We start from the raw sequence: 24869 nt of genomic DNA on the forward strand, positions 1-24869 counted from the left end.
ATAATTTAAAGATGAATAGGATATGAGGAATTACCTGATAGAAGATTTACCACATTATTTTGAAGAATATAAGAAATCAATTAAAAATCCAAAGAAATTCTGGGATAAGATCGCCGATCAGAATTTTGTCTGGTACCAGCGCTGGAGCAAGGTGGTGAAATATGATATGAATGAGGCAAAAATAAGCTGGTTTAAAAATGCCAAACTGAATATTACCAAAAACTGCCTGGACCGCCATCTTTCCGTACGGGGTGAAAAAACAGCAATCATCTGGGAGCCTAATGACCCGAAAGAGGAAGCGCAGCATATTTCGTACACCGAGTTATATACAAGAGTCAATAAAACAGCGAATGTGTTAAGAGAAATGGGCATTGAAAAAGGTGACCGCGTCTGCATTTATCTTCCGATGATCCCCGAACTTGCCATTACCATGCTTGCGTGCGCAAAACTGGGGGCAGTACATTCTGTGATTTTTGCAGGATTTTCCGCTTCTGCCGTTGCTTCCAGAGTGAATGACTGCGGTGCGAAAATGGTGATTACGTCAGATGGAAGCTACAGGGGAAATAAGGTTTTAGACCTCAAAACGATCATTGATGAAGCTCTTGAAAAAACACCTACGGTAGAACATGTCCTGGTGGTAAAAAGAACCCATAACGAGATTAATATGAAGCCCGGCAGAGACCACTGGATGGCTGATGCATACGAAAAAGCTTCACCGGATTTCGTTACTGTTATTATGGATGCAGAAGATCCGCTCTTCATTCTATATACTTCCGGATCTACTGGCAAACCTAAAGGGATGCTTCACACGTGCGCAGGATACATGGTATACACTGCTTATACTTTTAAAAATGTATTTAATTATAAAGAAAACGATATCTACTGGTGCACTGCTGATATCGGCTGGATCACGGGACATTCCTATATTTTATATGGTCCTCTTTTAAACGGAGCCACCACCGTCATTTTTGAAGGCGTACCGACCTATCCTCAGCCCGACCGTTTCTGGGAGGTTATTGAAAAACATAAAATTACCCAATTTTATACGGCTCCTACGGCTATCCGTTCCTTAGCAAAAGAAAGCTCGGAATGGGTAGACAGACATGATTTAAGTACCTTAAAGGTGATAGGTTCTGTTGGAGAGCCTATTAACGAAGAGGCATGGCATTGGTTTAATGATCATGTAGGCAAGAAAAAATGTCCGGTTGTCGATACATGGTGGCAAACAGAAACCGGAGGTATCATGATCTCACCGCTTCCTTTTGTAACCCCTACGAAACCAACGTATGCTACCCTGCCGCTGCCTGGAATACAACCGGTACTTATGGATGACAAACGAAATGAAATTTCAGGAAACCAGGTTACCGGAAACCTTTGCATCCGTTTTCCATGGCCGGGAATTGCCAGGACCATCTGGGGTGACCATCAAAGATATAAAGAAACCTATTTTACTGCTTTCCCAGGAAAATATTTCACAGGGGACGGTGCTCTGAGAGATGAAGTAGGTTATTACAGGATTACAGGCCGTGTGGATGATGTGATTATCGTTTCAGGACATAATTTAGGAACGGCACCGATTGAAGACAGTATTAATGAACACCCTGCCGTAGCCGAATCTGCTATCGTCGGATATCCTCATGACATTAAAGGAAATGCATTATATGGTTTTGTTATTTTAAAAGAAACCGGAGAAAGCCGCCAGAAGGAAAACCTCAAGAAAGAAATTAACCAGCTGATCTCAGAACAGATCGGTCCCATTGCCAAGCTGGATAAAATCCAGTTTGTTTCAGGGCTTCCCAAAACACGCTCCGGAAAGATCATGAGACGGATTTTAAGAAAAATTGCAGAAGGCGATTTCAGCAATTTCGGTGACATTTCAACGTTGCTGAATCCTGAAATTGTTGACGAAATTAAGAATGAGAGAATAGATTAAAATCATTTATACTAAAAATGAAAAATGCGCAGAAAATTTCCGCGCATTTTTTTATTTAAACTGATTTTGAGATGACAACATTTCTCTCAGTTTGTGTATTTTTCACAATCAAAATGGAGAAAATGTATCAAAAACTTTTATCCTGAATTTAAGTTATTTAATAATTTTAATTGATTGTCTTCCTAAATTAGAATGAATATCCAACAGATAATTTCCCTTTGGATAATTAAATTCCAAGGAATATTTTTTCAGCCCTTTATCACTGACATCATCTTTCAGAATATTTTTAATAAACTTTCCGGAAGCGTCATATAAACCTACGATAATATGATCCGAATGCGTGTAATTTACATTTAAATTTAATTTATCTTTAACAGGATTCGGAATAACTTCAACTTTCAGCTTCCTTTCCTGTTTTTCTACAGAAATTTCCTGAGTCGCCAAATTTCCGGTTGTCATTTTGTAAAGATTTGTGCCTGCTGCATACGCAAGATTATTATTAAGAATTAAAATTCTGTTTAAAGAACCTCCGATCCCGGTATTTGTCCAGGAATTTCCACCATCAAAAGTTTCATAAAACCCTGTGTTATGACCGCCCATCCAACCGTGAGTCGTTGATGTAAAGCCAACCGCCTGCACGTAATGATCCGGGAAATCTTTTGTTTCCCACGTAAAACCTCCATTTGTAGATTTCAGTAATTTTCCGGTGTTAGGAAGCTCAGATTCTATGGAGCAGAAAATATTATTATCCCAAAGCTGCATTTTCCAAACGTATTCGTTTTCAATATTGCTATTATAAACCTTTAGCCAGCTATTGCCACCATCCATTGTTTTAAGAATTACAGCTCCATTCTGATCATTTCCTGCTGCAAAACCTACATTTTCATTGATAAAAGCAACTTCAACCAATGCTTCAGCATATGCTGACATATCAATATATTGCCAGGTATTTCCACTATCGGTTGATTTGATAATGTAAGCAGGATAAAACCATGCTCCACATCCATAAACGGTAGAAGTTCCTACACAATCAAGACCGCAAATTGCCTGTGGATAAGGTGAAATATTATTAACCCGCTGCCATGAATTTCCGCCGTCCACAGTTTTATAAAAATTATTGTTTAATGTTCCTAAAAAACCAATATTTTCATTTAAAAATTCTATATTTCTATAATATTGATTCGTGGCAGGACTTACAATTTGCTGTGTCCACGTTGTTCCGCCGTTTGTTGTTTTAAAAACCGCTCCGTTTCCACCTCGTGCTGCCCATCCCAAATTTTCATTTAAAAAAAAGACATCATCATATCGACCTGTACCGTTTGAAGGCGGATAAGAAAAAACAGACCAATTATATTGTGCCTGTAAAAGAGATGTAAAGAAAATAAAAGAGAATATAATTTTTTTCATACGTTATTTAATTGAGTGACAAATTTGAACTATTTAAAATAAGTGTACAATAATTTGTGATCAACTTTTATTTAATATCTAAAAAATAATTCTACTATCAACAAGACATGGATCTGAAGTGAAATTGTAAGACTTAAGATAAAATCTGACAATCATCGGATAAAAAATTCTGAGGATTTTTCTTATTTGAAAAGTGTGAAAAATTTCGTATTTTCGTTTACATATAGGCATTAGCACAAATGAGTTACGACTTAGAACAGGAAAACAAGGAGATCCTTGCAAGGTATAAGGATCTGATTTCAAATACATACCGCACTTTGGATGAGGAAAACAACAAGCTCATCCGAAAAGCTTTTGATATTGCACTGGATGCACATAAGGAGCAAAGAAGAAAAACCGGTGAACCGTATATTTACCACCCTATTGCCGTGGCAAAAATTGTGGCAACGGAAATCGGGTTGGGTGCCACTTCCATTGCCTGTGCGCTTCTGCATGATGTAATTGAAGACTCCGACTACACGTATGAAGATCTGAAAAAAATTTTTGGGGAGAAAATTGCGGATATCGTAAATGGCCTTACCAAGATTTCGATCATGAATCATCAGAACATTTCTGTACAGTCTGAGAATTACCGCAAGCTTCTGCTTACTCTTTCTGAAGATTTCAGGGTTATTCTGATAAAAATTGCTGACCGCCTCCACAACATGCGTACGCTTGAAAGCATGGCTCCTGATAAACAGAAAAAAATTGCTTCCGAAACGGTCTATATTTATGCGCCTATGGCACACCGCCTGGGTCTGTACAATATTAAATCTGAACTTGAAGACCTTTCCCTGAAATATAACAATCCTGATATTTACAATGAAATAACAGAGAAATTAGAACTTGCCAAGGAAAACCGCGAAAGGTATATTGAAGAGTTTAAGACAGAAGTATCAGAAAAGCTGCATGAGGAAGGTCTTAACTTTAAAATAAAGGGACGTGCTAAAGCCATTTCATCCATCTACAGGAAAATGCTGAAACAGGGCGTTTCTTTTGAGGAAGTTTATGATAATTACGCAATCCGGATCATTTATAAATCAGATGCAAAAAATGAAAAATTCCTGGCCTGGAAAATTTATTCCATTGTAACCGATGTATATCACAGCAATCCTTCAAGAATGCGTGACTGGATTACACAACCGAGATCCACCGGCTATGAAAGCCTCCACCTTACCGTTTTAGGCCCCGACAAAAAATGGATTGAAGTACAGATCCGTTCCGAGAGAATGGACGAAATTGCGGAAAAAGGGGTTGCCGCGCACTATAAATATAAAGAAGGCTATAAACAAAGCTCGGAAGACAGGAATTTTGAAAACTGGGTTACCGAAATCCGTGAAGTGCTGGAACAGCAGCAAAACCTTACGACCTCCGAGCTTCTGGATAATATTAAACTTAATCTTTATTCCAAAGAAGTTTTTGTATTTACGCCGAAGGGAGAAATTAAAATTTTACCCACCAATGCCACTGCCTTGGATTTTGCCTTTTCAGTTCACTCTGACCTGGGCATGAAATGTCTCGGCGCTAAAATCAACGGGAAGTTAGTTCCGATTTCCTATATTCTTCAGAATGGAGATCAGATCGATATTTTATCTTCCCAAAATCAAAAACCCAAATCCGACTGGCTGGAATTCGTTGTTACTTCCAAAGCCAAGTCTAAAATCAAAAGTTACTTAAACTCGCAAAAAAACCAGCTGGTGGAAGACGGAAAAGAAATTCTTCAGAGAAAACTCCGCCATGCTAAAATTAACTTTAACGACGAAGAAATCAACAAGCTTCAAAAGTATTTCAATCTTAAAAGCTCACAGGAACTGTTCTTAAAATTCCAAAGCAACGAATTGGATGCCAGCAGCTTGAGGAAATATATTGAAAGTAAAAACGTATTTAATAATTTACTTTCGAGATTCAGGAAATCTCCAACTAAAAATACGGCCTTCATAGAACCCAAAGAGCAGAACCTGGACATGATTGTCTTTGGAAAAGATGAAGAAAAACTGAATTATACCTATGCCAAATGCTGTACGGTAATTCCTGGAGACAAGATCTTCGGGTTTATAACAATTTCCGAAGGTATTAAAGTGCACAGCGACAGTTGCCCGAATGCCATTAACCTCCGTGCACAATATGATTACAGGGTAATTCCTGCTAAATGGGTTAATGCAGAAAGCTTTAAAAACAGGATAAAGATTGAAATTGAAGGGTTAGACAGAATGGGGATGATTAATGAAATTACCACAGTGATCAGCGGAGGAATGGGAATGGATATGAAAAGCCTTTCCATTGAATCCAATGACGGCATGTTTACAGGAACCATCAATCTTGAAGTCAAAAATAAAAGCCAGCTGGAACAGACCTTTAAAAAACTTACGGATATCAACGGCATTTCAAGAGTACGAAGATTATAATCCTTAAAAATGAACCTGACATTATATTTTAAAAAATTTTTCAGCAGCAGCCAGACTTCAGGCATAATTCTGATCTTTTGTGTCCTCATCTCGCTATTAATCGCCAATTCATCTGCTGCCGAAGGTTTTCAGTCGGCTTTAGACCAGGAAGCAGGAACAGATTTTTTGGGTTTGAAATATCCGGTAAGCATATGGATTAATGACGGCCTCATGGCGATATTCTTTCTTCTGGTAGGCCTCGAAATCAAAAGGGAAATGGTAGGAGGAGAACTCTCATCCTTTAAAAATGCTTCACTGCCTATTTTTGCAGCTGTAGGCGGCATGCTGGTTCCGGCGGTTATTTACACCGTTTTTAACTTTGGAACAAAATATGGGAATGGCTGGGGAATCCCAATGGCCACTGATATTGCATTTTCCTTAGCAATTATATCCCTGCTGGGAAAAAGTATTCCGAATTCCATTAAAATTTTTCTTACGGCATTGGCTATTGTAGATGATCTGGGCGCTATTGCCGTCATTGCGGTATTTTATACAGACCAGATCCACTGGACCTATTTATTGTTATCTTCAGCAGTTGCCGCTTTGTTATTTTTACTGAATTTCTTAAAGGTTACAAAAATTATTTTTTACCTGGTTCCCGGTCTGTTTTTTTGGTATTTCCTTCATCATTCGGGGATTCATGCAACCATTGCCGGTGTTGTGCTTGCCTTCTCTATTCCAACGAATGTATCCACAACAGAAATTTCACCTCTGGAAAAACTGGAGCATCAGCTGCATATTCCTGTGAGCTTCTTCATTATGCCTGTTTTTGCATTAACAAATACCAATATTACCTTTAACCATGAAATGGTTTCAGGAATTACAAATACTTTAGGCTTGGGGATTATCTGTGGTTTGGTATTAGGTAAGCTTATCGGAATCAATATCTTCTCATTTATTGCCATTAAATTCAGATTGAGTTCATTGCCTCAGAATGCTTCATGGAAACAAATGCTGGGTGTTGGTTTTCTGGCGGGAATCGGGTTTACCATGTCTATTTTTATTGCACTGCTTTCTTTCAAAGGATCGGATGACATCCAGGATGAAGCAAAATTTGCAATATTAATAGCTTCTGTATTATCCGGCATATTAGGTTTTACCGTATTGAAACTGAGTTCAAAAAATCATATAATCGGGGAAGAGAATTAAACTGCTTTATATTTTAATTTTTAATCATGATCATTATCCATGTTCATCATTTTTGTCCGATGTAATGTCTTCAGATTCTTTTTTCATTTCATCAGACAATATTTTTTTAATTCTTACTTTCCTGATTGCCATATTCAGTTCATTCCCGAAAAGCAGCAGGTAGACATTAACATTCACCCATACCATGAGAAGGATCATGCTTCCGATGGAACCATATAAAACGTTATACCGCGCAATATTTTTAACATACAAAGCAAAGAAGTAAGTGGTTACCACAAACAAAACCGTAGTTAAAACCGCACCCGGAACAGCCTGTCGGAACCTTGTGATCTTGACCGTCCCCAACCAGTAAAAAAGGGCCAATAGAATAAAATAAAATATCGGGAATGAGACAAAACCGATAATTTTACTCAGGTTGCTGACGAGCCACGTAACATCATAAACCGGAGTAAACAGCTTAAGCACGACTTCTGAATAATAGACCCCGAAGAGCGCCAGAAAAACAATCAGTATAAAGCCGATGGTAATAAAAAACGAGAGGATAAATTCTTTCACATCACTCATTTTTTCATCATTGTTTTCATTAAACCCATTGATCAGGGAAAAGGTTCCGTTGGTGGCAAACACCAGAGCAAGGACAATTGTGAGATTGCTGATTCCTTTCATGTTGGGAACAATGCTCTTTTCAATATAATTCCTGACATCGCCTTCAATATTGGACGGAAATACATTATGCATCAAAACTTCAAAAATATAAAACTGGAGTTTGTCATAATGCGGCATATAGGGAATAACAGACAGCAGAAAAAGAACAAATGGGAACAAACTGATCGTGAAACTCCATGAAATGGCAGCCGCTTTACGCCCTATCTTATCTTTAAAAACCCCTTTAATGTAAATCTGGAACATTTCCCAGATTGAGATCCCCAGCAAAGGGATGTGTATATCTGTAAAAAATGCCTGAATTTTCATGATAAAACGAGGAACTTTCATGCCCATATTATGTCTGTTTATTAATGGTTCTGCCTGCAAAGGTAATGGAATTTATTTTCCATCGCCTAATGCTCTCATTACAGGATTGTTAATCTGAACATTAGCTGCGTGGGAAATCGGAAAGAGATGAGCCGTATGCTTATAAACAGATCCTTGTAAAATAATTATTTTTAAAACTTAGAATTTTCATAAAAATACAAATATTGATTGTATTTGATTTATGAATACCTTTGTCGCTTCTAATAAATAAAAAGATCACATGCAGATTAATTTAGTTTGTATCGGTAAAACAGATGACAAGGAAATCAGTTCTTTAATCAACTATTATATAAAACGTCTCCCGAAGCACTGGAATTTTGAGATTATTGAAATTCCTGATGTAAGGAATGCCAAAAATCTCTCCCCCGATCTTTTAAAAAAAGAAGAAGCAAAACTCTTTATGAACCATATTGACCGAACCGATCTGGTCATGATTCTTGACGAAAAGGGAAAGCAGTTTACAAGTCGTGAATTCGCTCAGAAAATAGACGGCTGGATGAATTCCTCAGTAAAAAAAATTCATTTTCTTATTGGAGGAGCATATGGATTTTCAGAGGATATGTACAACAGGGCCAATGAAAAAATGTCGTTATCCAAAATGACATTTACCCATCAGATGATCCGGTTATTCATCGTCGAGCAGGTATATCGTGCCGATCAGATTCTGCAGGGAAAACCTTATCATAACGATTAAATTACAGGTTTGCTTTTAAACCAATCTGCCTTTTTGCTTCACCAACCACAAAAGCAACGGAATTCGCGATATTGAAACTCCGGATCAGCTTAGACATGGGAATTGTTACATGGTTTTCAAAACGGTCTAAAATATCTTTGCTCAGCCCGGTACTTTCTTTCCCGAATACCAGCCAGTCCCCATCCTGAAAAGAAACCTCAAGATAAGATTTTTCGGCATGTGAGCTCATCAGCATCACACGGGAAAAATCCGGAATGACTCTTAGCCATTCATCCACATTTTCGTATTCGGTAACATCAAGATGTGTCCAATAATCCAGTCCGGAACGTTTCAGGTTTTTATCATTGATGACAAATCCGAACGGATGAATTAAATGCAGCCTACTTTCCGTTCCTACACATAATCTTCCGATATTTCCGGTATTATTGGGTATCTCAGGTTCTACGAGAACAATATTTAACATAAATAATGTATAACTAATTTTAAAATTTCCGGATTAAGTATTGCTGTAAAATATTTTAGATTCGATCATTTCATAGAATATATCAGTTTATTTCTTTTCACATTTAGCATAATGCTCAAGCAATAAAGGTTTTTCATAGCCTAAACTCACCGCCTTATCCAGACTAGCGCAGGCTTCTTTGGGTTTAGCCGATTCAAATAAGATCAGCGCTTTGTTCACGTGGGCCTGAGCGAATTTCGGATCAATAGAAATCGCTTTATTAACGTCTGCCAATGCTTCTTTATATTTCTTCAGTTTAAAATAAACATCTCCCCTGCCGCTGTACAACAATGATTCCGGCTTTTCAGAAATCAACTGGTTATAATCTTTCAAAGCACCCGGCAGGTCTCCGCTATTCTTCTTCAGGTTCGCCAATCCTGTTCTTGCATAAATATTGTCAGGAGCAAAGCTTAAAAGCTGGTTTAGATCTTTTGAAGCCAGGTCTTTTTTACCCATATTTTCATATACCTTCGCACGTGTAAGGTACATCTCTGCATTTTCTGGCTGTAATTTAATTCCCTGATTTAAATAATCAAGTGCCGCCTGTTTATTGCCTTTCTGCCCGTGGATAGAACCCAGATTAGCATATACTGTTGCAGACATCGGATTAGCCTTCAATGCTGATTCATAAGACTTAAAAGCAGAAGTTGTTTTTCCCAGTCTTCGCTGTGCGGTCCCGAGATAATTATAATACTCAGACTTAATCTGCTGGATTTTTTCATTTTGTGCTAATTTTGAATATTGTTCTTCAGCGCATTTATAGTCCGCTTTCTGAAAACATTCTTCAGCTGTTTTTTTGTCCTGGGCGTAAAAATTTAATGATAAAAATGCTAATGTAAGAAATGATAGATGTTTTTTCATGGAGTTATTTTTTGTTTATTGATTACTTTTTTGGCGAGCGCAGCAAAAATCACTCCCAATAAAGTTCCAACAAACGCCCCCACCAAAATATCTATCGGGAAATGCACTCCTAAATATATACGGCTGTAAGCTACTACTGCCGCCCATACAAATATAGCATAAGGAAACCATTTAAGCCTGTCTTTTAATAAAATACTTAAATAGGTTGCTAAAAAAAATGTATTGGAGGCATGGGCAGAATAAAAACCAAACTGGCCGCCGCATTTTACAATTCTCATGTGATGCTCTAAAGAAGGATCATGACAGGGTCTTAACCTGGCCACACCATATTTAAAAATTCCTGCTACCTGATCCGATACCGTAACTCCGATCGCAACGAATATTAAAATAAAAACCAAAGATCTCAGCTTATAGCTTTTAAATAAAAAATAACATAGAATAATATAGAGCGGAATCCAGATCCATGTGCTGGAAATCAGCATCCAGAACTGGTCAAATGAAGAATTTCCCAGATTATTGAGCAATAGGAAAACCTTTTTGTCTTCCCTGATAATCTCTTCCATCGTTATCTGCTTACAGGTCCTTCATAAGTATCATCATCGGAAGGTTTCGGCTGTATAGGATCCTGCGATGGTTTAGGTTCTGTTACAATATCTTTTTCAATATCTTTCATCGGATTATACTCTTTCGCCGCATCCTTTACTTTTTCGATCTCACGTTTAATTTCAGAAACAGGGTTATCCGTTTCTTTCATGATCTCGGTTTTGATATCTTCAACTGCACCGCGCATTTTTCTTACTCCTGATCCTAAGTCACGCGCGATTTGAGGAAGTTTATCCGGTCCGAATAATACAACGATTGCAACGGCAATGAGTGCCATTTCTCCTATGCTTAGTTCCATTTGGTAAAATTACGAAAGATTATGTACATGAGAGACAAATGTACAGGATTTTAAATAAATTTTAAGAAACGAAAAAATCGGAGTTTTGAATTTTTTAATATTGAAGTTGTTTAAACAAACAGGAATGCCTGATAGATATCCCGACTCTGTTACTCCAAAAAATCCTTTTTTAAACTCTTTTTCTGAAAATTAAAATAGGTAATGACAACACTTGCTGCCATTAAGATAAAGGCTAAAAAGAAAGGGGCACCCGAAAATTCAAATGGTGCTTCATCATGGGTAAAATAGTAAAACAAATTAGTCATCAACGGCGGACCGATAATAGAAGTAGCGCTCATCAGGCTGGTTAATGCCCCCTGAAGCTCACCCTGTTCATTAGACGGGACACTTTTTGTGATCACCGACTGAAGCGCAGGCCCGCAGATTCCCCCCAGGCAATACGGGATTAAAAAGACAAACATCATCCAGCCCTGTGTTGCAAACGCAAATAGCAACATTCCAATGGCGTATAGTGTCAACCCATAATAAATACTTTTCTGTTCACCAAACTTGGGTGTTGTCCATCTGATCAACACTCCCTGAACCAACCCTACCAGCAACCCGACAACGCCTAAAGAAATTCCTACCATCCTCTCATTCCAGCTGAATTTATACATAGTGAAAAAGCTCCAGTTGCTCTGAACAGCATGGCCTGCGATATAAATTAAAATCAGTGAAACGATCAGTCCGGAAATTTCAGGATGCTTGCCCAGGAATTTAAATGACCCGACCGGATTGGCACGTTTCCAGTTGAACTCTCTTCTTTTTTCCTTATCCAGGCTTTCCGGCAGGATAAAATAACCGTACAGGAAATTCAGGAGACACAAACCTGCCGCCGCATAAAATGGAACTCTTGCGCCGTAATGCCCCAGCAAGCCTCCTAACACAGGACCAATAATAAATCCAAGGCCGAAAGCTGCACCAATCAACCCGAAGTTCTTAGCCCGGTCTTCATCGGTTGAAATATCGGCAATATAAGCGCTTGCCGTTGTAACGCTTGCACCAGTAATACCTGCAATGATCCGTCCCAAAAACAGCCATATGATAGTGGGAGCCAAAGCAAGTAAAATATAATCCACAGCAAATCCGAAAAGTGAGATCAGAATAATCGGCCTCCTTCCGAATTTATCACTAAGGTTTCCTACAACAGGTGAAAAGATAAATTGTGTAAAAGCATAGGCAAAACCTAGCCAGCCGCCATATTTGGCAGCCTCGCTTATATCGGCATGAATAAGCTCCTCAATCAGTTTAGGAACTACAGGGATAATGATTCCCCATCCTGTAATATCAATTAACAGCGTAATGAATATAAAGCTCATCGCAGCTTTTTTCCTTGCGTTTTCCATAATGGTGCAAAATTAAAAAAATCAAAAAATAACATTGAAAAATTATAAAGAATAAATGAGATTCCTGGTAACCTGAATCATTAAATTAAAATTTTATAATAAGCACAACTGAATAATTACCCAACCACTATATCAAACAGCTTCCATTAAAAAAGCCTTTCAGAATCTGAAAGGCTTTTCTCTTATTTATTGTAGTTTACTTATTTTGAGGCAAGTACTTCTTTGCTTGTGGTTGTTTTACCGTGAACTTCGTCTTCTTTTCCTGTTTTAAGGAAATCGTAGGCAATTGCCGACGCAATGAAGATGGATGAATAGGTACCGAATCCAATTCCGATTAACATCGCAAACATAAATCCTCTCAGGTTGTCCCCACCAAAAATGAAGATAGCCAAAATCACCAATATGGTAGTAAATGAAGTGTTGAATGTTCTTCCTAATGTACTCGAAATAGAATCATCAAACAATCCTGCCAAGGTCAAGGACTTTTTCTCTTTCAGATATTCCCTGATTCGGTCAAATATAATTACCGTATCATTAATTGAATATCCTAATACCGTAAGAATTGCAGCAATGAAATCCTGGTTGATCTCCATGTTGAACGGCATGAATTTATGAAGCAATGAATAGGCTCCCAAAATAATAACCGCATCATGGAATAAAGCAGCAACCGCACCTAATGAGAACTGCCATTTTCTGAATCGGATCAGGATATATAAGAAAATTCCTCCCAAGGCAGCAACTACTGCAAGAATGCCGTGCTTCTGGATATCATCAGCAACAGTAGGCCCTACTTTTTCGGAAGAAATAATTCCGGCATGTTCTTTATCTGCAGATTTGAAGTCTTTTAAGGTAGTTCCTGCAGGAAGATTAGATTTCAACCCTTCAAATAACTTCTGTTCAATAACCTGGTCAGCGTTCAAAGATTCATCTTCAATAAGGTAATCAGTAGAAATTTTCAGCTGGTTATCGTTTCCGAAAGTTTTTGCTTCCACAGAAGAATTTTTCCCGTCTTCTGTTTTAAACATGGCTACCAATTTGCCTTCGATATCTTCCGCATTGACTGGTTTATCAAAACGCACCACATAATTTCTACCTCCGGTAAAATCGATCCCATATTTAAATCCGTGGATAGCAATTGATGCAATACAGATTACCGTTAAAACAGCGGAAACGATATAAGCATATTTCCTCTTACCGATGAAATCAATCCATGTATTTCTGAATAGGTTTTTAGTCGGTGGCGTCCACACAGAAAGTTGTTTTCCTTTATTCAATCTTGAGAAAATCATAACCCTGGAAAGAAGAACCGAAGTAAAGAAGGTCATTAAAATACCAATTCCCAATGTTAAAGCAAAACCTTTAATTGGTCCTGTTCCGAAAAGGAAAAGTACACCGGCAGTTAATAATGTCGTTAAGTGACCATCAACAATCGCACTTAAGGCATGCTTGAAACCATCTTTATAAGCTTCAAGAATACTTTTTCCTGCAAACAGCTCCTCTTTTGTTCTTTCGTAAATAATTACGTTGGTATCCACAGCCATTGCCATGGTCAATACGATACCTGCAATACCAGGAAGCGTAAGTGTGAAGTCTCCGGAATCCATAATTCCGAAAATATAGAATAAGTTGATAATCATTGCAATTACAGCATATACTCCTGCACCGCCGTAATAGAAAATAATGTAAGCAATGATAATTAAAAATGCGATAGCAAATGAGAGCATACCGGCGTTGATCGATTCCTGGCCAAGAGACGGTCCGACTACCGTAGCCTGAACCACTTTTGCCCCTGCAGGTAATTTACCGGCTCCTAAAACGTCTACCAGTTCTTTAGCTTCTTCCTGAGAGAAGTTACCTGAAATCTGTGTTCTTCCGTTAGGAATGGCGCCTACTACGTTTGGTGCCATATAGACTCTGTTATCAAGGGTTACAGCTACCGGCTTCCCTACGTTTTTCTCCGTTAAGGTTTTCCATTCTTTAGCACCTTTGGAATCCATCTGCATATCTACCACAACTCTGCTTAGCTCATCATAGCCGATATTGGCTGTTTCAACAGCACCGTCTACCGGAGCTTTCTGGTTGATGTTTCCTCTGATCGCATATAATACAAGACTTTCAGCATCCGTTGCTTCAGGTTTATATCCCCACATGAATTGGGTATACTTAATGTTAGCCGGACGTAAGGACTGTCCTACTTTGCTGTTTAAGATTTTATTTACGGCAGCGGTATCAGACAATTTTACATTGGCAACACCGTTAGTTCTTAATTTGTCAAGGTGTAAAAGGTTCATGAAGTTGGTGGTCTTGGCAACTCCCATAGAATCACCTTTTGCAGCAACAATTGAAGTCAGTGTCTGGAAATAAGGTGCTATTTCAGGAACCTGCTGCACTTCCCAGAACTGTAGTTTTGCAGAAGTCTGAAGCATTTTTTTCACTTTATCGATATCCTTCATACCAGGCATTTCAACAGAAATCCTTGCAGTTCCGGGAACTCTCTGAACGTTCGGCTGCACAGCTCCCATCTTATCGATTCTGGTTCTGATTACTTCAAAAGCCGTTCCTACAGAAGCATCGATTTTTCTCTTAACAATACTTTTCACCTGGTCGTCCGGCGTATTATATTTCACCTCGGTCAGTGTAGTATTTCCGAAAAGTTCAGGATCGGCAAGCTTAAGGTTGGTCCCTTTTGCTTTATTGATCGCATCGAACTGCTCAAAGAAGTTGTCAATATAAGACTTGGTTGAATTCTTCTGTACTTCGTCAGTTTTGTTTAAAGCCTCGATAAGGACCGGGTTGGTGGAATAATTGGTAAGATCATTCACAAGATCTCTCTGGTTGATCTCCAAAAGAACATTAATCCCTCCTTTAAGGTCAAGACCAAGTTTCATTTCCTTGTCTTTGGCTCTGGAATAATAAAGTTTTGTAAAGCCCAGATTAAGAGTATCTTCCTTCAACCGCTTGATCTCTTTCTCGTTTCCGTTTGCAGCTTCGATCTGCGATTCAATTTTGCTGGCGTACCAGGTTGGCAATAGCTCATTTAAGCAAATCAACCCTAGTACAATAGCAACAATTGTAATAAGTCCTTTTCCTTGCATTTTGTTATAACTACGTTAAATTAAGTCGGCAAATATAATCATTTTCTTGTATTTTATAAATTTTTAACAACAGAAATCATTTATTTTCAGATATATCGGTAATTCTGCCAATTTAAGATTTAATAATTTTTTCATGGTATTATGACAAATTTTTTAAAGATTTATTGGTATGAAATTTTCATATGATTTTAATAGACTAAATATCAAAATATTATGAAAAAACTACTATTTTCTGCCTCTATTATTTTTTCCGTTCTCTGTAATGCTCAAAGCATCAGTCTGGAAGAATTTGCCACTGGTTTTACGGCCCCTGTAGAAATTGCACATGCCAATGACAGCAGGATGTTTGTCGTTCAGCAAAACGGAATCATTAAAATTGTCCAGCCCAACGGAACTGTGAATTCAACCAACTTTTTAAATATCAGTTCTAAAGTCACCTATGGCGGCGAAAGAGGACTGTTAGGTTTGGCCTTTCATCCGCAATACGCCACAAACGGGTATTTTTTTGTTTATTACAATGACACGAGCGGAAATATTACAGTAGCCCGTTACACCAGAAGTTCATCAAATCCGGATGTAGCGGATGCCACGACTGAAAAAATTATTCTTAACCAACCGAAACCTTTTGACAACCATAACGGAGGAAGCATCCACTTTGCGCCGGATGGATATCTGTGGGTAGTAACCGGTGACGGAGGCAGCGGCGGCGATCCGAATAATAATGCACAGAACAAAAACTCCCTTCTGGGAAAATTATTGAGACTGGACATCAATTCTACAGGACCTTATAACATTCCGGTAGGAAACCCTTTTGTTGGCGTTGACGGTGCTGATGAAATCTGGGCGTACGGACTGAGAAACGCATGGAAATTTAATTTTGACACTGTTTCAGGAAACGTGATGATTGCCGATGTAGGACAAGGGCAGATTGAAGAAATCAACAGAATGCCTTTGACACAGTCCGGAATAAATTACGGGTGGAGATGCTACGAAGGGAATTCAGCATATAATACTACCGGATGTGCAGCCCAGTCCACCATGACTTTCCCGGTAGCAGCCTATAATCACAGCGGAGGAAAATGTTCTATAACCGGAGGGTATGTATACCGCGGAACCCAATTTCCGGCATTACAGGGGAAATATATTTTTGCAGATTACTGTTCGACACAAATCGGAATTTTAAATACGGATGACTCTATTACCTGGACTTCAGCATTCTCCGGAAATAATTTTGCGACTTTCGGCATAAACAACCAGAATGAAATGTTTGTAGCAGCGGTGAACAACGGGAAAATTTTTAAAGTCACCACCACTACACTGGCCACTCAGGAAAATGACCTTTCCAATCCGATAAAAGTATATCCGAATCCGGCCTCTAAAAAAGTTTTTGTTGAAGGGATAAAAGATAAAAAGAATACCACAGCTGAAATCATCAGTATTGAAGGAAGAAAAATCCTTGAATCTGCCATCATTGAAAACGACAACAGTGTTAATATTTCAGGAATTCCTGCAGGCGTTTATTTTATTAATATCAATTCAGGAAATACGAAAACTTACAGCAAGAAATTAATTATCAAATAAAAATTTATCAATTCTCATTTCAAATAGATTTCCGAGTCTCAACCCTTTAGGATTGGGGCTTTTTTTAAAAAATACAACATCATCAATACCGGCATTATCATAATCAATCTGGTCATTATGGTAAACCGTTCCGTTTGGCCATCAAACAATACATTTGGGACTAAAGTGATTAAAAGAAATGAAACCATAAAAAAGACCGTCTCCCTTGTGGATGCATTTTTATATCCTTCCTGATCCCTCGGAGCAGATACTGAGCTTAAAATCCAGAATCCTAAAAACAGAATCATAAAAGGAAACGACCAGATCCTGTAAGTATCATATGCAACAGCATGCAGCAGCAATGGAATGAGAGCAATGACTGCAAGCAAAAGAAATACCCGGATATTATTTTTCAAACCAAATTCTTTAAAAATCATCCATAAAGAAAAAACCAGAGGGATCCCGTATAAAAACGTTGCTTTTGAAATCAGCAGCCGCTGGATAAAATGTCCGCTTTCCTCTTTAAAATAATAACTGAAACTTTTGGTGTATGCTGAGGAAACGGAATCCGCTGTTTTATCAGTGATAAACGATATTTCTTTTAAGTAATTAAATAAAGTAAGGAAATAACTCTCACCACTTATCTCCTGATAGGCAGAAATAGAAAAAACTGCCACTACCGGTAATAATAAAAACAAGGCCAGCTTTTTTATAATATAAACAGACAGAACAGGTTTCTTTGAAAAGTTTTCAACATTGTTCATGATCAAAGCAAAACAACTGACTGGCAAAAGCAGAAAAAATGAAATTTCGTGAATAAAAATACTGATCGCAGCAATCACAGACGCCCAAAATATTTTTTTTTGCTTAATCATAAAAATACTCAGAATCGTCATCAGAAAAACAACATGATCCAAATATCCGATCAAATGGGCAGAAAATATGATATACTGTGAAAGGAAAAAAGTAACAAAAAACATTATGCCGTATACGCTGTTTTCCCGCTTTAAAGTTTCTCTAACGGCAATACCAAAAATCAAAGTATACAGCAAAAACAATATCCCGCCTGAAAGAAGCAGAATATTGAATTCATTCTTCTTAAAAAACCAACCGAAAATTTCTCCGGCAAGCCCTCTTTTGATAAACCCGAACCTGTAATCCAGCATCCAGTGCGCCTCAGACCAGTCATTGGGAAAACGTAACGTTTTTAAAACACTGAAGGCCAGAGCACAGAGGTAAAGCAGAATCAAGAGGGTTTTCCTTCTCATCCACTAAATCGTCATGGAGAAAATTCTGGTTTCCGGTTTATTCCTCATCATTCTAAGATCGAAAACCATCGCTACGTTCCGGGTAAATGCTCTTCCTTTTTCTGTAATCTGTATTCTATGATCATGAATTTCGACCAGCTCATCTTTCTCCATTTCCTTCAGCATTTCAAATGCATGCTCCAGTTCAGGGAAAGAATTATTCATATCAAATGTCGTTTCAAGCTGGCACATTAAATTTAAAATATGTCTTCTTACAATAAGGTCTTCATCATTGAGAATGTGCCCTTTTACCACAGGGATCTCACCTGTTTCAACAATTTTCTGATATTCTTCCACGGTTTTTACATTCTGTGCAAAAGCATACCAAGAATCGGAGATGGCAGACATCCCCAGGCCGACCATCAGCTGGGTTTTACTGGAGGTATAGCCCATAAAATTCCTGTGCAGCTTTTTCTGAATCAGAGACTGGTACAGATCATCATGTTCCAAAGAGAAATGATCCATGCCCACTTCGATATATCCTAAATCTTCAAGTAATTTTTTCCCGTCTTCATACAGGCGCCGTTTTTCTTCACCACTCGGGAGATCGTTTTCATCAAAACCGCGCTGTCCGACCCCTTTCACCCATGGAACATGAGCATAAGAATAAAACGCCAAACGGTCAGGCTTCAGTTCCATTGTTTTACGGATCGTATTTTCCATAGCTTCCCAACTCTGATGCGGGAGCCCGAACACCAGATCATGGCTGATTCCTCGATACCCAATCTCTTTTGCCCATTCAGTTACTTCTTTCACTTTTTCAAATGACTGGATCCTGTTGATGGCTTTCTGAACTTTCGGGTCATAATCCTGAACTCCGAAACTTACTCTCCTGAATCCAAGACCGTATAAAGTCTCAAGATGTTCTCTTGTGGTATTATTGGGATGGCCTTCAAAAGAAAACTCGGGATCTTCTGCCATTTCAACGGTTTCGAAAATGCCTTCCAGCAACGCTTTAAGATTCTGTGGTGAGAAAAATGTCGGTGTTCCTCCACCCAGATGAAGCTCCTTTAATTTAGGTTTTTCATTAAAAAGACGGAGATATAGCTGCCATTCTTTCAATACACTTTCCAGGTACGGAATTTCAACGCTGTGCTGCTTGGTGATGCGTTTATGGCAGGCACAAAACGTACACAACGCTTCACAGAAAGGCAGGTGAATGTAAATAGAAATCCCTTCCTCCGCATTGCTTTCTCTGAATGACCTGATGACACTTTGCTTCCAAAGCTCCGGTGAGAAAGAACTTTCTTCCCAATAAGGAACAGTAGGATAAGAGGTATAACGAGGTCCGGGAATATTATATTTATCTATTAAAGAATTCATTGTTGATCTAAAATTTTATATGAACTTCAAGATTGAAATTCATTATGCAAAATTAAATATATCTTATGGATTTTGAATCATGAAATATATTAGGGTTTTTTTTCGGAATTTATAATGAGTCTAAATACTTCATCGGCAAATTTTTCTCCTAAATCAATATACCCTTCACTGTTGTAATGCCAGGGATCATTACCATAGCCATAATTTTTAGTCGAACGTACAATGGACGCATTTTTATCCGTTTTCACAAATTTTTCCTGGGCATACTGGACAAGTTCTCCCATTTTCCAGACTCTTCCTGAAGCATCCTTCCCTGAATCTGAGATCTTTCCAATGACAACAGGAAGATCATCTGTTAACAGCGCCGCCCGCATCTGGTTCATTAATATTTTCAGATGGCCGTAATAAGCATTGGCAATTTCTTCAGTGTAGCTTGCATCACCTTCACCCTGCATCCAGATAATTCCGGAAGGAACAATCCTGTCTTTTTGGCCGTCTTTGTCAATATCATGTTCTGATAAAGCGTTTTTTACGGTTATTAAAAAATTATCATACTGATTGAGTCCATTCTTTCCATTAAAATCAGCATCCCAGCATCCGAAATTTCCTGCCGCCGCGCTGTCAATTGAAGTTCCTTCCCTGGCGTATTTTATTAAGGCTATTTTGTCATTGGGAAACAATTTTTTCATTTTTTTCGCAAAAGATAATTCCGGTCCAAACCGATCTGAAAGTATATTTGTTTTTCCATCCGTTTTAAAACCGGTTCCGTTTCCGGGCTTCAGGACATCCCATTTTCCTGATCCACGTTTAATTCTCCATCAGGGACAGAATTTCCCTGGAAGATATACACATCTTTACTAATTTTCAAATCGTCCGGAAGATCTTTATTATAGCCAAAACCATTCATATTGGATTGTCCAGCCAGGATGAAAACTCTGATCTGTTGGGTATAAAATAAAGAAGGGATTAATAACAGCAAGCATAATTTGAATCGGTTCATTTGTAAAATTTAATCAAAGTTAATATGAGGAGAATCATAAATGAAACTTATTAGTAACATATACTCTATAAAGTTCATTCAAAATTTCAATTTCATTACCGAAATTTTATCTTTTCCCGCAAAAACAACTGTATTTCCATCCACCCATTTACAGACAAAAAATCCTCTTTCATTAGAAATCTTTTTCCAGGTTTTCCCGAAATCTGACGAATAGCTGATGTGTTGATCACCAACAGAAATTATTTCTTTCCCTCTGGAACCAGGTTTAATTTTAACATAGGTCGTATACCCTGCATTTTTTCCGGAAGCCTGGATCTGCCATGTTTTTCCATCATCACGGGTGGTAGCGATGTTATTAACATTGGCATCCTGCTTTGTATAATCTCCCCCTACAGCAATTCCGAATTTATCTTCATGAAAATCTATGGAATATATCCCCTGAGAAGATTCTCCCTGAATAATCGGAGTGTCGAAAACTTCAAAATCAGCTGTCTTAAGATTGAGCCGTAAAATTCTTGAAGCTTTTCCGCCGGTAGCTATCCACAGATATTTTTTTGTTGAGACCATATTGGTATTACTTGCTGCAAATGCGGCCTCTCCCGTTTTCAATATAATATTATTCTTATTCGTTTCCCATTTACCGTTTTTAAGCTCAGCCAATTTCAGCTTGTCATCTTTAGCAGCATCACTGAATGCAAATGCATATTGGTCATCCACAAAATGCAGAGCGTCGTAAAAAGCTGTTTTAGCAGTATCTGAAAATACGACTTTAAAAGTAAGGTCTCTCTTATCAATTTTAAAAAAGTAAGCCGGACTTTCAATATTAATAGCATAAAACGATTTTTTATCCTGTGCCAAAGTTCGGAACTGAAGTTTTTTGTCTGATAACCTGACCTGCTTTTGTTGCTGAGGATTTTTTAAATCTACATATCCAAATTTTGAATCGGTCCCGCTGTACCAGACTTTATTATCATAGAGTTCTAAAGCTCGGATGTTTATTTTATCGTTTAGAATCGTTTCAAAACTTTCGATCTTTTGAGAAAACGTATAAATTCCTAAGAAAGTCAATAAAAATGGCAGAATTTTTTTCATACTCACAAAAATAAAAAATCCACAGCATGCTGTGGATTTTATTTGATATATATTTTGATTATAAATTTAAATCTGTTTTCTGTAAAGGCTCCTGTTCTGCTTTCAACGTTTCACCGTATCCTGGCTGATGAAGTCTACTGTTTCTGATGCTGTACGTGAAGTAGATGATTACTCCCAAAGCCAACCAAGCCATGGAAAGATATTTCGCTTCATGGCTCAGGTTCCAGATAAGGTAAACATTAATGCAGATTCCCAATGTAGCGATAACAGGCAATGCAGGCACTTTAAAGGTTCTCGGCAGATTCGGTTCTTTCTTTCTCAGGATCCAAACGGCAACACATACCATCGTAAACGCAAAAAGAGTTCCGAAACTGGTCATATCCGCCAGTTTACTGATTGGAGTCAGAGCTGCTATCGTAGCAATAACAATTCCAAGCAGCATAAGGCTTTTCGCAGGCGTTTTTCTTACCGGGTGCACATCGCTGAACATTTTAGGGATCAGTCCGTCTTTGGACATTCCAAGAAAAATTCTTGACTGTCCCATGATCATCACCATCAGTACGGAAATCAAACCTACAGTAGCGGCGATGGTAATAATATAACCTGCCCATCCCTGTCCTGCAATTTCAAAAGCATAAGCCACCGGTGCCTTGATTGCATCAGGATATTGGCCTTGCGGATCAAAATTCCCATAGTTCATCATCCCCGTAAGTACCAGAGAAACTAAAATATATAATACAGTACACACCAAAAGCGACACGATGATCGCAAAAGGAACGTCTTTTTTAGGATTGATGGCTTCACCGGCCTGTGTAGACACTGCGTCAAATCCTATATAAGCAAAAAATATAGCCGCAGCTCCGGAGACAATTCCCTGGATTCCATAGGCTTCCTTCATTTTATCTCCTTCCATTACCATTTTCTGAGCCGGAATAAACGGATCCCAGTTAGCTGTATTGATAAAAAATACACCTGCAATAATAACGAATAATACGGCGGAAACTTTCATGATTACGATGAGGTTATTCGCTTTGGCCGCTTCTTTTGTTCCTTTAATCAGGATACCGATGACGAATAAAACGATGACGAAAGCCGGCAGATTCATGGAAAAACCTTCTCCCGTATAGCTTGCCGGATCAGAAGTAAGATAGTCAGGTAGATGAATTCCGAACATTTTCAACAATTTATTAAAATAACCGGACCAGGAAACAGCAACGGTCATGGAACCCATGGCATATTCGAGGATAAGTCCCCAACCGATGATCCAGGCAAAGATTTCTCCAACAGTCCCGTAAGCATAGGCATAAGCAGAACCTTCCACAGGAAGGATGGAAGCAAATTCAGAATAGCATAGTGCGGCAAAGATACAGGCAATCCCCGCAATAATGAAAGAGATGGCCAATGCAGGACCTGCATGATAGTAAGCTCCCGTACCCGTCAGTACAAAGATTCCCCCTCCGATGATCGCCCCGATCCCGATAGCAGTAAGACTCCATTTACCGAGCACCCTTTTAAGCTGACTGCTTTTAACATCATTCTCAAAAGCACTCATCGGCTTTTTCGTCCAGATTTTTGACATATTTTATTATTTATTAAAGATTTACGAAAATATAAAAAATTTAGAAACCTTAACGTTTATTGACAAACTTTAAACAATTATTTTAAAAACAAAAGATAAAATTCTGATTTTCATATTATTTAAATCATTACTAAATCTCTGTTTTTTTGTTTATTTTTGAACCGATGAATCTATATGACCTTTTCGTAAAGCCCTACGAAGCCTATACCCACCTTCAGATTTTCATGGAAGCTTGCGCCACGGTATTCGGAATCCTGAGTGTCTATTTTTCAATTAAAAAAAATATCTGGGTTTATCCCACGGGCATTATTTCCACCCTTCTGTACGTTTATATTCTTTTCACCTTTGGACTGCTGGGTGACTGTATGATTAACGTATATTATACGGTGATGAGCATTTACGGCTGGATATTGTGGTCAAAAAATTCAGAAGACCAAATCCATGTTCACGTTTCATGGGCTTCACAAAAAGAATGGCGGTATGGGATTTTACTTTTTGCCTTAAGTTTAATCTTAGTAACAGGAGTATATTATTACAAGCCTTATATTGATAACGGATTTTCAACGCAGGGAGCCAGTCTGGGGCTTTATCACCTCGACTGGGCAAACTGGCTGGATGTTGTTACCACCTCCATATTTTTGGTCGGAATGTGGTTTATGGCAAAACGACGTATTGAAAACTGGGTTTTCTGGATCATAGGGGATTTTATCTGCATTCCGATGATGATTTATAAAGGCCTGGGCATCACTTCGGTTCAATATTTGGTATTTACTGTAATGGCAATCTTAGGATATATCAGTTGGAAAAAAAGTTTAAGAAACATTTATTAAAAAGTCATGAAAAATTTATTTAAAATAGCATTCAGTGTAATTACGATAACAAGCTTAACGTCCTGTGCACTGTATTCGGATCCTGCCGTAAGCGGATATGGGGATCCGTATTATGATAACGGATATTATTATGCGCCTCAGGCATATTACGGCAACGGCGGATATTGGGGAAATGACGGATATTATTACAGAAATGATGTCAATTATTATTATGATAACGGCGCTCCCTACTACTACCAGAATTACAATAATTCCAGAAGAAAAGTGTATGTTGACAGGAGATCATCATCTGGTCAGAGCGGTGCTACCCGTTCGCAGAGACCTGATAACGGATTTAGAGGAGGCGTTAATGACGGACCTGTAAACAATAACGGCAACAGCGGATTCAGACAGAATAACCGGCAGAACAACAGCCAAAGACAGAACAGCGGTTTCAGGAACCAACAGCGAAGCGTACCAAGATCTCAGAATAACAACGGCAGCGGCTTCAGGAACAATTCGTCTACCGATACAAATTCGAACAGCGGATACAGAAATAATTCTTCTAACAACTCAAACAACGGAGGATTTAGAAGCAATTCAGGAACAAGTACCCAGCAAAACTCGGGATCTTCTTCTCAGCAAAATTCTAACCGTAATACGAACAGCGGCGGATTTAGATAAAATGATTATAAATACGTAAACGAGCAGCTAACACTGTTCGTTTTTTGTTTTAATTATAGTAATTTTGCCTGTT

21 protein-coding genes are annotated in these 24869 nt (G+C 38.3%); 7 read left to right on the plus strand and 14 right to left on the minus strand.

The features are described 5' to 3' along the window. Positions 1-22: 22 nt before the first annotated feature. Positions 23-1933 carry an acetate--CoA ligase gene (gene acs / locus MKJ01_RS12540; protein ID WP_241614403.1) on the plus strand — a complete coding sequence of 637 codons (1911 nt, stop codon included), beginning with the start codon at positions 23-25 and terminating at the stop codon, positions 1931-1933. A gap of 153 nt (positions 1934-2086) precedes the next feature. On the opposite strand, the gene MKJ01_RS12545 is transcribed toward acs, so the two are convergent. Beyond that, on the minus strand, positions 2087-3340 hold the full coding sequence (locus tag MKJ01_RS12545; RefSeq protein ID WP_241614402.1) for a T9SS type A sorting domain-containing protein: 1254 nt from the start codon (positions 3338-3340) through the stop codon (positions 2087-2089). Between the two features lie 239 nt (positions 3341-3579). On the opposite strand from MKJ01_RS12545, the gene MKJ01_RS12550 reads away from it, so the two are divergent. After that, entirely contained in the window at positions 3580-5784 is a 2205-nt protein-coding gene (locus MKJ01_RS12550; protein WP_241614401.1) for a bifunctional (p)ppGpp synthetase/guanosine-3',5'-bis(diphosphate) 3'-pyrophosphohydrolase, read from the plus strand. 9 nt (positions 5785-5793) lie between these two features. Continuing rightward, on the plus strand, positions 5794-6972 hold the full coding sequence (nhaA, locus tag MKJ01_RS12555; protein WP_241614400.1) for a Na+/H+ antiporter NhaA: 1179 nt from the start codon (positions 5794-5796) through the stop codon (positions 6970-6972). A 33-nt stretch (positions 6973-7005) separates the two neighbouring features. On the opposite strand, the gene MKJ01_RS12560 is transcribed toward nhaA, so the two are convergent. Then, a complete protein-coding gene (locus MKJ01_RS12560) occupies positions 7006-7971 on the minus strand; it encodes a YihY/virulence factor BrkB family protein (RefSeq protein ID WP_241614399.1) in 966 nt (321 codons plus the stop codon). Positions 7972-8224: 253 nt separating this feature from the next. Here MKJ01_RS12560 and MKJ01_RS12565 point away from each other — a divergent pair, with 253 nt between their 5' ends. Continuing rightward, a complete protein-coding gene (locus MKJ01_RS12565; RefSeq protein ID WP_241614398.1) occupies positions 8225-8698 on the plus strand; it encodes a 23S rRNA (pseudouridine(1915)-N(3))-methyltransferase RlmH in 474 nt (157 codons plus the stop codon). Between the two features lies 1 nt (position 8699). On the opposite strand, the gene MKJ01_RS12570 is transcribed toward MKJ01_RS12565, so the two are convergent. The 6 genes from MKJ01_RS12570 to secD all read right to left on the minus strand — a co-directional run bounded on the left by MKJ01_RS12570 (position 8700) and on the right by secD (position 15442). Further along, the gene (locus MKJ01_RS12570) at positions 8700-9161 is read right to left on the minus strand and encodes a tRNA (cytidine(34)-2'-O)-methyltransferase (protein ID WP_241614397.1); all 462 of its coding nucleotides are present in this window, start codon (positions 9159-9161) and stop codon (positions 8700-8702) included. Positions 9162-9248: 87 nt separating this feature from the next. Further along, on the minus strand, positions 9249-10061 hold the full coding sequence (locus tag MKJ01_RS12575; RefSeq protein ID WP_241614396.1) for a tetratricopeptide repeat protein: 813 nt from the start codon (positions 10059-10061) through the stop codon (positions 9249-9251). Continuing rightward, positions 10058-10624 (minus strand): phosphatase PAP2 family protein, encoded by a 567-nt coding sequence (locus tag MKJ01_RS12580; protein ID WP_241614395.1) that lies wholly within the window; start codon positions 10622-10624, stop codon positions 10058-10060. Before MKJ01_RS12580 ends, MKJ01_RS12575 begins: the two co-directional genes overlap by 4 nt. A gap of 2 nt (positions 10625-10626) precedes the next feature. Next, positions 10627-10962 carry a twin-arginine translocase TatA/TatE family subunit gene (locus MKJ01_RS12585; RefSeq protein ID WP_241614394.1) on the minus strand — a complete coding sequence of 112 codons (336 nt, stop codon included), beginning with the start codon at positions 10960-10962 and terminating at the stop codon, positions 10627-10629. A 149-nt stretch (positions 10963-11111) separates the two neighbouring features. Further along, positions 11112-12347, minus strand: coding sequence for a TCR/Tet family MFS transporter (locus MKJ01_RS12590; RefSeq protein ID WP_241614393.1), 1236 nt, complete (start codon positions 12345-12347; stop codon positions 11112-11114). 200 nt (positions 12348-12547) lie between these two features. Next, positions 12548-15442 carry a protein translocase subunit SecD gene (gene secD, locus MKJ01_RS12595; RefSeq protein WP_241614392.1) on the minus strand — a complete coding sequence of 965 codons (2895 nt, stop codon included), beginning with the start codon at positions 15440-15442 and terminating at the stop codon, positions 12548-12550. 213 nt (positions 15443-15655) lie between these two features. On the opposite strand from secD, the gene MKJ01_RS12600 reads away from it, so the two are divergent. After that, on the plus strand, positions 15656-17023 hold the full coding sequence (locus MKJ01_RS12600) for a PQQ-dependent sugar dehydrogenase (protein WP_241614391.1): 1368 nt from the start codon (positions 15656-15658) through the stop codon (positions 17021-17023). A 38-nt stretch (positions 17024-17061) separates the two neighbouring features. On the opposite strand, the gene MKJ01_RS12605 is transcribed toward MKJ01_RS12600, so the two are convergent. The 6 genes from MKJ01_RS12605 to MKJ01_RS12630 all read right to left on the minus strand — a co-directional run bounded on the left by MKJ01_RS12605 (position 17062) and on the right by MKJ01_RS12630 (position 23303). Continuing rightward, positions 17062-18270: a hypothetical protein gene (locus tag MKJ01_RS12605; RefSeq protein ID WP_241614390.1), complete on the minus strand. Its 1209-nt coding sequence runs from the start codon at positions 18268-18270 to the stop codon at positions 17062-17064. A gap of 3 nt (positions 18271-18273) precedes the next feature. Further along, on the minus strand, positions 18274-19632 hold the full coding sequence (hemN, locus tag MKJ01_RS12610; protein WP_241614389.1) for an oxygen-independent coproporphyrinogen III oxidase: 1359 nt from the start codon (positions 19630-19632) through the stop codon (positions 18274-18276). An 89-nt stretch (positions 19633-19721) separates the two neighbouring features. Continuing rightward, positions 19722-20444 carry a sialate O-acetylesterase gene (locus MKJ01_RS12615; protein WP_368366351.1) on the minus strand — a complete coding sequence of 241 codons (723 nt, stop codon included), beginning with the start codon at positions 20442-20444 and terminating at the stop codon, positions 19722-19724. Further along, positions 20411-20632: a sialate O-acetylesterase gene (locus MKJ01_RS12620; protein ID WP_241614387.1), complete on the minus strand. Its 222-nt coding sequence runs from the start codon at positions 20630-20632 to the stop codon at positions 20411-20413. Before MKJ01_RS12620 ends, MKJ01_RS12615 begins: the two co-directional genes overlap by 34 nt. A gap of 78 nt (positions 20633-20710) precedes the next feature. Next, positions 20711-21724 carry a hypothetical protein gene (locus MKJ01_RS12625; RefSeq protein ID WP_241614386.1) on the minus strand — a complete coding sequence of 338 codons (1014 nt, stop codon included), beginning with the start codon at positions 21722-21724 and terminating at the stop codon, positions 20711-20713. 58 nt (positions 21725-21782) lie between these two features. After that, the gene (locus MKJ01_RS12630; RefSeq protein WP_241614385.1) at positions 21783-23303 is read right to left on the minus strand and encodes an APC family permease; all 1521 of its coding nucleotides are present in this window, start codon (positions 23301-23303) and stop codon (positions 21783-21785) included. A gap of 164 nt (positions 23304-23467) precedes the next feature. On the opposite strand from MKJ01_RS12630, the gene pnuC reads away from it, so the two are divergent. Together pnuC and MKJ01_RS12640 are read left to right on the plus strand one after the other, a co-directional pair. Beyond that, complete coding sequence (pnuC, locus tag MKJ01_RS12635) at positions 23468-24133, plus strand: nicotinamide riboside transporter PnuC (RefSeq protein ID WP_241632630.1); 666 nt, start codon at positions 23468-23470, stop codon at positions 24131-24133. A gap of 6 nt (positions 24134-24139) precedes the next feature. Beyond that, positions 24140-24796, plus strand: coding sequence for a hypothetical protein (locus tag MKJ01_RS12640; protein ID WP_241614383.1), 657 nt, complete (start codon positions 24140-24142; stop codon positions 24794-24796). Positions 24797-24869: the final 73 nt, after the last annotated feature.

This window comes from Chryseobacterium sp. SSA4.19 (genome assembly GCF_022601875.1).
GTDB lineage: Bacteria > Bacteroidota > Bacteroidia > Flavobacteriales > Weeksellaceae > Chryseobacterium.

Bases quoted from the DNA above. Each gene is read 5' to 3' on its own strand.
- nhaA (WP_241614400.1), top strand. From the start codon at position 5,794: ATGAACCTGACATTATATTTTAAAAAATTTTTCAGCAGCAGCCAGACT.
- pnuC (WP_241632630.1), top strand. From the start codon at position 23,468: ATGAATCTATATGACCTTTTCGTAAAGCCCTACGAAGCCTATACCCAC.
- secD (WP_241614392.1), bottom strand. From the start codon at position 15,442: ATGCAAGGAAAAGGACTTATTACAATTGTTGCTATTGTACTAGGGTTG.
- hemN (WP_241614389.1), bottom strand. From the start codon at position 19,632: ATGAATTCTTTAATAGATAAATATAATATTCCCGGACCTCGTTATACC.
- MKJ01_RS12560 (WP_241614399.1), bottom strand. From the start codon at position 7,971: ATGGGCATGAAAGTTCCTCGTTTTATCATGAAAATTCAGGCATTTTTT.
- MKJ01_RS12600 (WP_241614391.1), top strand. From the start codon at position 15,656: ATGAAAAAACTACTATTTTCTGCCTCTATTATTTTTTCCGTTCTCTGT.
- MKJ01_RS12620 (WP_241614387.1), bottom strand. From the start codon at position 20,632: ATGAACCGATTCAAATTATGCTTGCTGTTATTAATCCCTTCTTTATTT.
- MKJ01_RS12570 (WP_241614397.1), bottom strand. From the start codon at position 9,161: ATGTTAAATATTGTTCTCGTAGAACCTGAGATACCCAATAATACCGGA.
- MKJ01_RS12545 (WP_241614402.1), bottom strand. From the start codon at position 3,340: ATGAAAAAAATTATATTCTCTTTTATTTTCTTTACATCTCTTTTACAG.
- acs (WP_241614403.1), top strand. From the start codon at position 23: ATGAGGAATTACCTGATAGAAGATTTACCACATTATTTTGAAGAATAT.
- MKJ01_RS12580 (WP_241614395.1), bottom strand. From the start codon at position 10,624: ATGGAAGAGATTATCAGGGAAGACAAAAAGGTTTTCCTATTGCTCAAT.
- MKJ01_RS12605 (WP_241614390.1), bottom strand. From the start codon at position 18,270: ATGAGAAGGAAAACCCTCTTGATTCTGCTTTACCTCTGTGCTCTGGCC.
- MKJ01_RS12575 (WP_241614396.1), bottom strand. From the start codon at position 10,061: ATGAAAAAACATCTATCATTTCTTACATTAGCATTTTTATCATTAAAT.
- MKJ01_RS12625 (WP_241614386.1), bottom strand. From the start codon at position 21,724: ATGAAAAAAATTCTGCCATTTTTATTGACTTTCTTAGGAATTTATACG.
- MKJ01_RS12565 (WP_241614398.1), top strand. From the start codon at position 8,225: ATGCAGATTAATTTAGTTTGTATCGGTAAAACAGATGACAAGGAAATC.
- MKJ01_RS12550 (WP_241614401.1), top strand. From the start codon at position 3,580: ATGAGTTACGACTTAGAACAGGAAAACAAGGAGATCCTTGCAAGGTAT.
- MKJ01_RS12630 (WP_241614385.1), bottom strand. From the start codon at position 23,303: ATGTCAAAAATCTGGACGAAAAAGCCGATGAGTGCTTTTGAGAATGAT.
- MKJ01_RS12590 (WP_241614393.1), bottom strand. From the start codon at position 12,347: ATGGAAAACGCAAGGAAAAAAGCTGCGATGAGCTTTATATTCATTACG.
- MKJ01_RS12640 (WP_241614383.1), top strand. From the start codon at position 24,140: ATGAAAAATTTATTTAAAATAGCATTCAGTGTAATTACGATAACAAGC.
- MKJ01_RS12585 (WP_241614394.1), bottom strand. From the start codon at position 10,962: ATGGAACTAAGCATAGGAGAAATGGCACTCATTGCCGTTGCAATCGTT.